The organism is Nocardia sp. NPDC004415 (assembly GCF_053602435.1).
Map to the genome: position 1 here is coordinate 51,098 of NZ_JBSGDP010000035.1, position 10,076 is coordinate 61,173.

Genomic DNA, 10,076 nt, shown 5'->3' on the forward strand with positions numbered 1-10,076 from the left:
GGCAGGTCGACCTCGCGCCAGCGACCCTGCGCACAGTGGTATCGGGCTCGTGCCGCAACCCGGCGCTCACCCAGGGCAGTCCGGCCTCCGCGGCCAGGATCTTCCACGCCTAGGCGAGAGATCAACCATGTCCGTAGTGTTGATGCGGTCCAGACCCGATCGGTTCGCGGGCGGTCACCGATGCTCTGCCCGCGGCGGTGGTCAGGGCAGCAGGGTGAGGAGCTTTTCGGCGACACCTGTCGCCCGCGCGCCGGGTCCTCGGAGCCGGCGCGGGACGGCGTGGGGTTTCCGTTCAGAGCTTGTCGGTGAAGAACGGGGCCAGCTGCGAGACCGCCTCGGCGACCTCCTTCTCGCCGTCGTAGAGCTCCATGTGATTCGCGCCGTCGACGACGTAGAGCTTCTTGTCCGTGCTCGCGGCCCGTGCGATGAGATCCTCGCTCATCCATTTCGAGCCCGCTTCGCTGCCCGCGATCGCCAGCAGCGGCTGGGTGAGGAACGCCTCGGCCTTGAAGAACGCGTCGTAGGCGATGATCTGCGAGAGGCTGCGTGCGGTCATGAAGCCGGGTGCGTTCGGGTGCTCGCAGCGGGGGGTGTGGTAGTACTCCCACGCCTGGCGGAGTTCCTCGTTCGGGGCGTCCTCCTCCTTCAGCGGAGCCAGTGGGAAGGGGTTGTCCTTGCCCGCGGCGTCGGCGGTGCGCGCGTCCGCGCCCATCTTCAGCAGCGGGGCCGCGTCGGCGTCGGCGACGTCGTCGGTCCAGCCGTTGCGGAACATCTGGCCGATGTTGACAAGGCTCACCGTGCCCAGAGCCTTGATGCGCGGGTCGTCGGTCGCGGCGTTGGCGCTGTACCCGGCGCCCGCGCAGATGCCCATCGCGCCGATGCGCTCGTTGTCGACGTAGGGCAGGGTGGTCAGGTAATCGACCACGGCGCTGACGTCCTCGGTGCGGATGTGCGGGTTCTCCAGCTGACGCGGCTCGCCCGAGCTCGCCCCCTGAAACGAGGCGTCATAGGCGACGGTGACGAACCCGGCCTCGGCGAGCTTGCCCGCGTACAGACCCGCTGTCTGCTCCTTCACACCGCCACCCGGGTGGGAAACCACGATCGCCGGATACGGCTTCGACGCGTCGAACTCCGGCGGGAAATTGATCACGGCGGCCAACGTCGTGCCATATCCGTTCAGGGTCTTGATGTCGATGTTCTCGCTCACGATTCGCTCCTTCGATGCCACGATGGACGGTGTCGGTGTCGGTCCGCGACCAGCAGTCCTGGCCGCTCCGATCCTTCGAGTCTGAGCCGGGAACGACAGACGTGGAAGGCTCCCTCGGAACCCCCCTGAGACCGGCGCCCAAGCGAGCTCGGGGGGTTCTGACAGGACCTGGTTCGGCGCGGGGAAATGCTCGTAACCTCGTGTTATGACGTCCAAGGACGAGCGGGTGCGGGAATTCCTGGCTACCCGGCGCGCGAAGATCACTCCCGACATGGCCGGGATCCCCAAGGGGAACGGCCTGCGCCGCGTCCCCGGCCTGCGCCGTGAAGAGGTCGCGATGCTCGCCGGGGTTTCCGTCGACTACTACACCCGCATCGAGAAGGGTGACCTGGGCGGAGTCTCGGACGAGATCCTCGACGCCATCGCGCGCGCCCTGCAGCTCGACGACGACGAGGCCGCCTACCTCTACGACCTCGCCCGCACCGCACAGCGGCCTTCGCGAGCCCGTCGTCGGACCCACACGCCACGGGGGTTGCCCCAGCAGGTACAGCTACTCATCGACGCGATGAGCGCCACGCCGGTCATCGCCCACGACGCGCGCCTGGACGTACTCGGCGCGAACCCGTTGGGCCGCGCGCTTTTCGACCTCGTCTACGACAGCCCCACCAGGCGATCGGCCGCGGCTGCTCCCAACCTCGCGTCCTTCGTGTTCCTCGATCCCGCCGCGGCCGAGTTCTACGCCGATCTCGACGACGCCGCGGCCGTCTGCGTCAGAGTTCTGCGCGCACAGGCCGGGGTCGCCCCGCACGACAAGCGCCTCACCGAGCTCATCGGCGAACTCTCGACCCGCAGCGAGGACTTCCGTGCCCGCTGGGCCGCCCACGACGTCGGCAGACACCGGATGGGCACCAAATTCCTCCAGCACCGCGAGGTCGGTGAACTCGTCCTCGGGTTCGAGCAGCTCACCCTCGACTCCGCGCCGTCGATCACCCTGTCCGCCTACGTTGCCGAGCCCGCCTCCCCGACCGCCGAGCGGTTGCAGCTACTGGCGGCGTGGAGAGCAACCATCGCGTCCCCGGCGGAATAGCGAAGAACTCGTTGCCACCACGGGTGGTCGTTCACCGCAGGTCGTCCGGGTTCCCATGTTCGATGCGACCCGCCGAGCGCACCAGCACTTATCGGTCAGGCATTGCCGAGTAGGTCACCACGAGTGGGGCGTGGTCGGAGAGCCGCTCGGCGGGTGAGGGTTCCTTGTCGACGGCGACAGATGTGGCGAGGCGGGCGAGACCGGGGGTCGCGAGTTGGTGGTCCACTCGCCAGCCCACGTCCTTGGCGAACGATTGGCCCGCCCAACTCCACCAGGTGAGTGGACCCGGGTGATCGCCGTGCACCTGTCGCACCACGTCGACGAGCCGGCGTGTGCCGAGAACCGAACTGAACCACTCGCGGTCGGCAGGCAGGAAGCCGTCCATTGTGCGGGCGGCACGCCAGTTGGTCACATCGTGGCGGGTGTGCGCGATGTTCAGATCTCCGGTGAGGACGAACTCGCGTCCCGCGCTCAGCGCCGCGAGCCGGTTCCGGTGCACTTCGCGGGCGAAGGCCGCGAGAAACCTCTGCTTCCGTTCGTATTTGACCCCACCGTCGGGCTGTTCGCGCATCGATCCCGGGCGCTGCAGATGCGCGGGCAGACCGCCCTTGGGGAGATAGAGGCAGGCCACCGTCGCCGGCCGGTCGGCCAGGTCGACCTCGATATAGCGTCCCTGTGCGGCGAACTCACCGAGTCCGCGGGCCCTGGGTGGGTGGGTCACCCACGTCCGCACGGCAGCGGCGGGAACCCTCGTCAGGACTGCCACACCGTTTCGACCCGCCACGGAACCCACGTCCACCGCCGCCGAATAGCCCGGGAAGGTGCCCACTTCGGATGCGGGACAACGCAACTCCTGCAACGCGACCACATCGACCGACCGCGCACGCAACCACTGGTCGAATCCACGACGACGTGCCGCGCGGATTCCGTTCACGTTGAACGTGGCGACAGTGAGCGAATCAGCGACCGAGGAACCCATGGCAACACTGTGCCGGAGTCCCCCGCCACCCGCTCGGGCAGCTCCGCTACGCGACCTCGGTGGGGCCGGGGAGGTGGGCGAACTGGTATCCCTCGCGCAAGCCGTCGGGAAGACCTGCTGGAGATCTGGGGCCGTCGCTCACCAGAACTCCTGGATGGGCGGCGCCGTCGTCGGGGAGGTGAGATAGGCGGTGGTCAGGGCAGCAGGGTGAGGAGTTCTTCGGCGACGCCTGCGGATGAGGCGGGGTTCTGGCCGGTGACGAGGGTGCGGTCGGTGACCACGTGTGGGGTCCAGGGGGCGGCTTCGGTGAAGTCGGCGCCGGCGGCGATGAGGCGGTCCTGGAGGAGCCAGGGGGCTCGGTCGGCGAAGCCGGCCTGGGTTTCTTCCGCGTTGGTGAATCCGGTGAGGCGGTAGCCGGTGAAGGCGTTGGCGCCGTCGGGGCGGGTCGCGGCCAGGAGGGCGGCGGGGGCGTGGCAGACGACGCCGAGGGGTGTGCCCTCGTCCAGTGCCGCCATGAGGAGTGCGCCGGAGGTGGGGTCGGTCGCGAGGTCTTGCATCGGGCCGTGGCCGCCGGGGTAGAAGACGGCGTCGTAGTCGGCGAGCTGGGCGTCTTCCAATTTGATGGGGTTGTTCAATTCCTTGCTCGTGGAGATGATTTCGGCTCGGCGGTCGGCGGTTTCCTGGCCGCCGTTGGCCTCGGGCGCCAGGCTGGAGCCGTCCACGGTGGGGACGACGCCGCCGGGAGTGGCGACGACGATGTCGTGACCGTGCTGCCCGAAGATTTCGAAGGGGACGACGAATTCCTCGGCCCAGTATCCGGTGGGATGGCGGGTTCCGTCCGCCAGGGTCCAGTAGTCGACGCCGGTCATCACGAACAGGATCTTGGACATGGTCCGCCTTTCGGGTTGGCTTTCGATGTCGAACCTAGACCTGCCGTGTCGGCGTTCACCAATAGCATTTCCAATGTCTGCTATCAGAATTTCGATGGGTCCGGATCACCGGCGCCGGGTCTCGGCGAGCAGGTGCCGGGCCACCCGGTCGACATTTCGCCGGGTGGCGGCACCGTGGCGGCGGGCCAGGAAGGCGGTGTTGATCGGCGGATCCGCCGGCTCCAGCAGTTCGACGACGCGGCCCGCCGCGTGTTCGGCTCCGTACAGGTAGCGGGGCAGGACACTGATGCCCGCGCCCGCGCACACCGCGGTGAGGACCGCGCGCAGATCGTCGACGACGAGGGCGGCTTCGGCATCGAGGCGGGTGCCGAAGACGTGGCGCCAGTAGCGGCGCAGGATCGGCAGGTCGGCGGCGTAGCTGAGCAGCGGCAGGCCCGTGAGCGCGGTGGGGTCGTGGCGGGCGAGCTGGTCGGGGTCGATGCGCGCCGTGAGCTGGGGCGCCGCGACCAGGGCGAAGGTCTCGTCGCAGAGGGCGTCGGCGATGAGGGTCCGGCCGCGGGGGCGCTGGGTCGCGACGACCAGGTCTAGGGTGCCCGCGCGCAGGTCGGCCAGCAGGTCGTCGGTCAGGCCGGTGCGCACGTGCAGCCGGATACCTTCGGCGATCAGAGGCGCCAGGGCGGGCATGCCGACGATCGCGAGGAAGTCCGCGGGGCCGCCCAGCAGGACCGGTGGTTCCGGGACGGGTGGGGCGTCCGGGTGCTCGGCGGTGAACACGGCCGTCAGGGTGTCGAGGGCGCCGGATACCCGCGCGGCCAGGTCGTGGGCCGCGGCGGTGGGAGCGACACCGCGGGGCAGGCGCTCGAACAGCGGCCTGCCCAGGTGCCGCTCGAGTGCCTGCAATTGCTGGGTGACCGCCGGTTGGGAGTACCCGACGCGGCGCGCGCCCGCGGTGATCGAACCCGCCCGGTAGACCGCCAGGAAGGTCCGTAACCGGGTGAGGTCGAACTGGGTATCAGCAGAGTGATCGGTCACCGGTCGATCGTAGAGAGATCCCGATGAGTGGGGCCCGCCTACTTGGGGACCAGTACGCCGCTCAGGTCGGCTTCCCGGATGGGGGTGTCCGGGTTGGCCTGGGCGCCGCACATCAGGTCGATCGCGGCGACGGCCAGGTCGACGGTGTTCTGGTCGGGAGCCGCGTTGTCGTCGCGCTTCTCCTCGAGGAACTTCGTGACCGTCGTGTTCTTCTTGTCGCCGTCCTGGGCGGTGTATTCACTGCACGGGGTGTCGCCGCCTTTGTTGACCGCCTTCTCGACCTCGCCACAGCCCGTGGAGGCCCCGAGCACGGCCAGGATCATTCCCGTCGTCACCACTGCTTTTCGCACATACATGCTGGTTCTCGTCCCTGTTGTCGATCGTGTGCCGCGAGGGCCCGACACCAGGGACATAACCGCTGCCGGCGGCGGTAATCAGGGCGACACGCCGTCGGGGCCCGCTCAGGGTGTGGCCGGGGCGGGAACCAAGGTCAGGATCGGGACCTCCGGTGGCGCGCCCACCCGGACCGGCGGGCCCCACGCACCGGCGCCGTAGGTGGTGAACAGGGTGGTGTCGCCGACGGTGTCCAGGCCGGTGACCTCGGTGTCGTGGACCCATTCGACGAGGGTGCGCAGCGGCCACAGCTGGCCGCCGTGGGTGTGGCCGGACACCTGCAGGTCGACGCCTGCCGCGGCGGCGGTGGCGATGTGGTTGGGCTGATGGGCCAGCAGCAGGACGAAGCGGTCCGGTGCGCGCCCGGCGAGTGCCGCGTCGAGGTCGGGGCGGTAGGGCGCCTTGTTGCTGTAGTCGTAGACGCCTGCCAGGTCGATGACCGCGCCCTGCCGTTCGACCTCGACGCGGGCGTTGTTGACCACGGTGAGGCCGAGCGATGTCCAGTGCCGCATCCAGTCGCCGACATCGTCGGAGATCTGTTCGTGGTTGCCGGAGACGGCGTAGACGCCCAGCGGTGCGCGCAGGTCGGCCAGGGGTGCCAGGTCGTCGCCGACGCGGGAGACGGTGCCGTCGGCGAGGTCGCCGACGACGGCGATCAGGTCGGGCTGTTCACGGTTGACCAGGTCGACGATCCGGCGGGTGAACCCGGCGCCGCGAGCGGGGCCCACGTGCAGGTCGCTGACCACCGCGACCCGCAGGCCACGGAACTGTTCGGGCAGGCGGGGCAGGGCGACTGTCTCGTGCACGACGCGCGGCGACGCGGCCTCGACGATCCCGTAGGCGGTGAGGCCGACCGACCCGGCCACCACCACGGCCGTGGCCGCGCGGAGGAACCGGCGGCGGGCGTGGTCGCTCGGCGCGCCCCGGAATCGGGCGAGCAGACGGAGGGCCAGGAGCGCGATGCCGAGAACAGCGAGACCGAGGAGCAGGTAGAACACCGCTGCGAGCCAGGTCAATCCGAGGAAGCCCAGCGGGCGCCAGGGATGTGGCGAGATCTCCGCGCCGACAAGGGTTCCGGCGACGGCGAGCACCCACCCGGCCACGAGCGTGCCGGTGGCCGCCTGGGCCCAGCGGCCGGTCAGCCCGGGGGCGCGCACGAGTCTGCGGTGCAACAGCAGGTGGAGCAGGGCGAGGATCGCTGCCGCGATCACGAGACGCAGCACGGGCGCGGGCCTTCCGGGGAGACGGCGGTTCGAGAGGTGTGACGCATGCGCTCATCTTCGCGCCTGTTCCCGAGGTCGTGTGCCGGAGGTACCGGAGTCGGATCGGGGACTGTCTCGTGCGGGGCACGCTGCCCACCGAGGACATCGACTGCCCGGCCGGGTGCGGCTCAGGCGCGGGGAGGTTTCGTCGGGAGGCGGGCGCGGGTGAAGAAGACGGTGATGGGGTAGCCCTCGAATTCGGGGTCGAACTCGCCGCAGCCGATTTCGATGTGGTCGGTGCTCGCCACCAGGACCTGCCAGCCGATGTCGGACTGGTCGATCGGGTCGGGCACGGTGGACATCCCCTCGACGCGCACGCGCATGCCCGCGGTGTCGGCGGTGAACTCGCAGCGGATCTCGGTCTCGGGGACCGCGTGCACCATCAGGCGGGTGGCGATCTCGTCCAGCGCCACCCGCAGATCGGTGACCTCGTCCATCACGAACCCGGCGACCATGGCGGCCGCCTCCGCGACCGTGCGCAACATCAGCAGCTGGCTGATCTCGGCCCGCACCGTCAACCCGAGTGCGGTGTTGCGGATCTGCCGGGCCGCCATGGATCTGTCGGACGGATTCGCCATGGTGGATTTTCCCCTCGTGTTCTCGACGCTACCGCTGCCCGGATACCCGACCGACGGGTCTCCGAACCGTCCGGCAACGGTACCGGGCGCCGGGGCGCGCTGATTGCTCCCCCGCATCCCGGGAATACGCCCAGCAGACCAGTCGTCCAGTGTCGATCGGAGGAAATCCATGACACGCCAGCGCCGTTCCCGCTCCACCGCCGCCCGTCTCGTGACACTCGCCGCCCTCGCGGCGGTGGGCCTGCTCTCGTGCGCGACCAGCACCGAACCGCAAGGGCCGGGCCAGGATCCGGGACCCGCCGAGGAGCCGATGATCGGCGCGGCCGCGGCGACGGAGCTGTGCGACATGCTGCGTGCCGATGTGGGCGACTGGGACCAGCAGAACACCACGGTGGCCAAGGCGACATACAACGGGGTGGTGCATAACTGGGCGCTGCGCAACGGGGCGGTCAACATCTCGGTCGCCCGGCATCGCCAGGTCGTCGACGCGGCGGCCGCCGAGCACTGCCCCGACGTGCGTGACCAGGTCACCCACGCCCTCGGCATCCCCGATCTGGCCTCGGGACTGGCCGGGATCTGAGACCCGCGAACCGGCGTGCCCGTCGCCGGCGACATCCGATGAGTTCGAGCACATTTCGCTTCCGGAGTCGCCGCGGCGGGCACTGTTCGTCGAATCCGTGCGTTTGATCGGCGCGCAAAGGGCAATCCTGCAGTCACCCGACAGACCAGTCGAAGGCCAGGAGCTGATCAGATGAACCCCACCGTGACCTACGACCGCCCGGAACCGCTGTTCGTGCAGTGGTCGGCGACCGACCCCGGCTCGGCCGAGCACGCCGAACTGCGGGACCGGATCATCGAGACCTGCCTGCCCCTGGCCGAGAACATCGCCCGCCGGTTCACCGGCCGCGGCGAGACATTCGAGGATCTGCTGCAGACCGCGCGCGTCGGCCTGGTGGTGGCGATCGATCGCTACGACGTCACGCAGGGCTCGCCGTTCCTCGGCTACGCGGTGCCGACGGTGATGGGTGAGGTGCGCAGGCACTTCCGTGACCGCACCTGGGCGCTGCACGTGCCGCGCCGCGACAAGGAGCTGCACGCCCAGATCCGGCCGACCACCGAGAAACTCACCCGCGAACTCGACCGCTCCCCCACCGCCTACGAGCTGGCCGACGAGCTGGGTGTGGACGTCACCGACATCACGCGCGCGATGGCCGCCGCCGAGGCCCACCACACCCGCAGCCTCGACGTGCGCGTGCAGGACTCCGAGAGCGGCCAGGGCATGAGCATCGCCGACACCTTCGGCGCGGTGGACCCGTCCTTCGAGCTGGCCGAACGCTCGCTCAGCGTCGCCCCGCTGCTCAAGACCCTGTCCGAGGACGACCGCCAGCTGCTGGTGTGGCGGTACTACGACTCGCTCACCCAGTCCGACATCGCCGAGCGTCTGGGCGTCTCGCAGATGAGCATCTCGCGCAAGCTCACCCGGGTGCTGCGCCGCCTGCAGGACGGCGCCGCCGAGACCGGCGATCAGCGGGTGGCCTGATTCCCCTCCCGGGGGATCAGCATGTCCACCACGGTGCCGGTGGCCGACGGCTGCACCACGAACTCACTGCTCAGGGCACGCATCATGGCCAGGCCCCGGCCGCGCGAGGAATCGGCGGCCGGGTTCGGTGTCATCCACCGGCCCCGGTCGGCCACCACCACGCGCACGTGCGACCCGGTCAGCACGGCGGACAGCCGCACGGTCTCGCCGTCGCCGTGGTGGCCGTGCTCGATCGCGTTGGTGCAGGCCTCCCCCGCCGCCAGCACGACGTCGTAGGCCAGCACGGGGCTGATCGGCGCCTGCGCCAGCCACTGCTGCAGCGCGTGCCGCACCTGCGCGAGTCGCGCGGCCTCGGCGGGAAAATCCACCTGGAACGATTCCGGGGTGCTCTCCGGTCGACACGTGGCCGTCGCCATCGCAGCCTCCCTTCCCATCGACCTGGTCCGGGGCGGAACCCGAACCACTCTCACGTTCCGGCGGTACCCGCACCACCGTTTTCCACGCAGGGGCCGGTCCCGACGGGCCGCTCGCTCCCTCCGCAGGCCGAGGGTACCGTGCCGGTCACGGCCGGGATTGCGGGCCAACCGGATAGGGTAGGTTCCCTAGGCGAGAATCGCTCGCAGAGTCCCGCCGAACCGGCGAAGCTGATCAGGGAGACCTCCGGTGACCGTTGAAGACAGGTTCAGTGACCTCGACGTCCAGGTACGCGCACAGGACGGATTCGAGATCCTCACCGTGCGCGGTGAAGTGGACATGGCCTCGGCGCCCCAGCTGCAGGCCGCACTGGAGAAGGCCCGTGAGGGCGGCAAGACGCTCGTGGTCGACATGACCCAGGTCGGTTTCCTCGGCTCGGCCGGGCTCAGCGCCCTGCTGATCGTGTCCAAGGGCGCGCCCCAGCAGCTGCGCGTGGTGGCCTCGCGCGAAGTCGCCCGGCCGATCGAGCTGACCGGGCTGGACAAGCTGCTCGCCGTCTACGACACCCTCGACGACGCGATCGCCGCCGAGGCGCGCACCTCCGCGAGCTAGGTCCTCGGTCGCTGCGCCTGCACCCGCGGGCCGCCCCCCCACAGTGCGAGGACAACCAAGATATGGCGGGTGCCGCCGAAGA

At 69.8% G+C, this 10,076-nt stretch carries 12 protein-coding genes; 4 read left to right on the forward strand and 8 right to left on the reverse strand.

Annotated features, from left to right (window positions below):
- Window positions 1-292: 292 nt before the first annotated feature.
- The gene (locus ACWEMY_RS17970; RefSeq protein ID WP_452390938.1) at window positions 293-1,480 is read right to left on the reverse strand and encodes an alpha/beta hydrolase; all 1,188 of its coding nucleotides are present in this window, start codon (window positions 1,478-1,480) and stop codon (window positions 293-295) included.
- On the opposite strand from ACWEMY_RS17970, the gene ACWEMY_RS17975 reads away from it, so the two are divergent.
- Window positions 1,413-2,294 carry a helix-turn-helix domain-containing protein gene (locus tag ACWEMY_RS17975; protein WP_452390939.1) on the forward strand — a complete coding sequence of 294 codons (882 nt, stop codon included), beginning with the start codon at window positions 1,413-1,415 and terminating at the stop codon, window positions 2,292-2,294. The two genes, ACWEMY_RS17970 and ACWEMY_RS17975, sit on opposite strands and share 68 nt — an antisense overlap.
- Before the next feature lie 88 nt (window positions 2,295-2,382).
- Here the strand turns inward: ACWEMY_RS17975 and ACWEMY_RS17980 are convergent, their stop codons facing one another.
- The 6 genes from ACWEMY_RS17980 to ACWEMY_RS18005 form a co-directional block, all read right to left on the reverse strand.
- Window positions 2,383-3,273 (reverse strand): exodeoxyribonuclease III, encoded by an 891-nt coding sequence (locus ACWEMY_RS17980; RefSeq protein ID WP_452390940.1) that lies wholly within the window; start codon window positions 3,271-3,273, stop codon window positions 2,383-2,385.
- A 194-nt stretch (window positions 3,274-3,467) separates the two neighbouring features.
- Window positions 3,468-4,163 (reverse strand): type 1 glutamine amidotransferase domain-containing protein, encoded by a 696-nt coding sequence (locus ACWEMY_RS17985; protein ID WP_452390941.1) that lies wholly within the window; start codon window positions 4,161-4,163, stop codon window positions 3,468-3,470.
- Window positions 4,164-4,268: 105 nt separating this feature from the next.
- Window positions 4,269-5,195: a LysR family transcriptional regulator gene (locus ACWEMY_RS17990; RefSeq protein WP_452390942.1), complete on the reverse strand. Its 927-nt coding sequence runs from the start codon at window positions 5,193-5,195 to the stop codon at window positions 4,269-4,271.
- Between the two features lie 38 nt (window positions 5,196-5,233).
- On the reverse strand, window positions 5,234-5,551 hold the full coding sequence (locus tag ACWEMY_RS17995; RefSeq protein ID WP_452390943.1) for a hypothetical protein: 318 nt from the start codon (window positions 5,549-5,551) through the stop codon (window positions 5,234-5,236).
- 105 nt (window positions 5,552-5,656) lie between these two features.
- Window positions 5,657-6,811 (reverse strand): metallophosphoesterase, encoded by a 1,155-nt coding sequence (locus ACWEMY_RS18000; protein WP_452390944.1) that lies wholly within the window; start codon window positions 6,809-6,811, stop codon window positions 5,657-5,659.
- A gap of 167 nt (window positions 6,812-6,978) precedes the next feature.
- Window positions 6,979-7,428, reverse strand: coding sequence for an ATP-binding protein (locus tag ACWEMY_RS18005; RefSeq protein ID WP_452390945.1), 450 nt, complete (start codon window positions 7,426-7,428; stop codon window positions 6,979-6,981).
- Window positions 7,429-7,597: 169 nt separating this feature from the next.
- Here ACWEMY_RS18005 and ACWEMY_RS18010 point away from each other — a divergent pair, with 169 nt between their 5' ends.
- Together ACWEMY_RS18010 and ACWEMY_RS18015 are read left to right on the forward strand one after the other, a co-directional pair.
- Entirely contained in the window at window positions 7,598-8,008 is a 411-nt protein-coding gene (locus ACWEMY_RS18010) for a hypothetical protein (RefSeq protein WP_375927932.1), read from the forward strand.
- Window positions 8,009-8,179: 171 nt separating this feature from the next.
- Window positions 8,180-8,968: a SigB/SigF/SigG family RNA polymerase sigma factor gene (locus ACWEMY_RS18015; RefSeq protein ID WP_375927934.1), complete on the forward strand. Its 789-nt coding sequence runs from the start codon at window positions 8,180-8,182 to the stop codon at window positions 8,966-8,968.
- On the opposite strand, the gene ACWEMY_RS18020 is transcribed toward ACWEMY_RS18015, so the two are convergent.
- Window positions 8,953-9,384 carry an ATP-binding protein gene (locus ACWEMY_RS18020; RefSeq protein ID WP_452390946.1) on the reverse strand — a complete coding sequence of 144 codons (432 nt, stop codon included), beginning with the start codon at window positions 9,382-9,384 and terminating at the stop codon, window positions 8,953-8,955. The two genes, ACWEMY_RS18015 and ACWEMY_RS18020, sit on opposite strands and share 16 nt — an antisense overlap.
- Window positions 9,385-9,631: 247 nt before the next feature.
- Between ACWEMY_RS18020 and ACWEMY_RS18025 the strand changes: the two genes are divergently transcribed.
- Entirely contained in the window at window positions 9,632-9,994 is a 363-nt protein-coding gene (locus ACWEMY_RS18025; RefSeq protein ID WP_375927938.1) for an STAS domain-containing protein, read from the forward strand.
- Window positions 9,995-10,076: the final 82 nt, after the last annotated feature.

What these genes read in the sequence shown, in the direction of transcription:
- ACWEMY_RS17975 (WP_452390939.1), top strand. Translation starts at nt 1,413, where the DNA reads ATGACGTCCAAGGACGAGCGGGTGCGGGAATTCCTGGCTACCCGGCGC.
- ACWEMY_RS17970 (WP_452390938.1), bottom strand. Translation starts at nt 1,480, where the DNA reads ATGTCGGGAGTGATCTTCGCGCGCCGGGTAGCCAGGAATTCCCGCACC.
- ACWEMY_RS17980 (WP_452390940.1), bottom strand. Translation starts at nt 3,273, where the DNA reads ATGGGTTCCTCGGTCGCTGATTCGCTCACTGTCGCCACGTTCAACGTG.
- ACWEMY_RS17985 (WP_452390941.1), bottom strand. Translation starts at nt 4,163, where the DNA reads ATGTCCAAGATCCTGTTCGTGATGACCGGCGTCGACTACTGGACCCTG.
- ACWEMY_RS17995 (WP_452390943.1), bottom strand. Translation starts at nt 5,551, where the DNA reads ATGTATGTGCGAAAAGCAGTGGTGACGACGGGAATGATCCTGGCCGTG.
- ACWEMY_RS18005 (WP_452390945.1), bottom strand. Translation starts at nt 7,428, where the DNA reads ATGGCGAATCCGTCCGACAGATCCATGGCGGCCCGGCAGATCCGCAAC.
- ACWEMY_RS18010 (WP_375927932.1), top strand. Translation starts at nt 7,598, where the DNA reads ATGACACGCCAGCGCCGTTCCCGCTCCACCGCCGCCCGTCTCGTGACA.
- ACWEMY_RS18015 (WP_375927934.1), top strand. Translation starts at nt 8,180, where the DNA reads ATGAACCCCACCGTGACCTACGACCGCCCGGAACCGCTGTTCGTGCAG.
- ACWEMY_RS18020 (WP_452390946.1), bottom strand. Translation starts at nt 9,384, where the DNA reads ATGGCGACGGCCACGTGTCGACCGGAGAGCACCCCGGAATCGTTCCAG.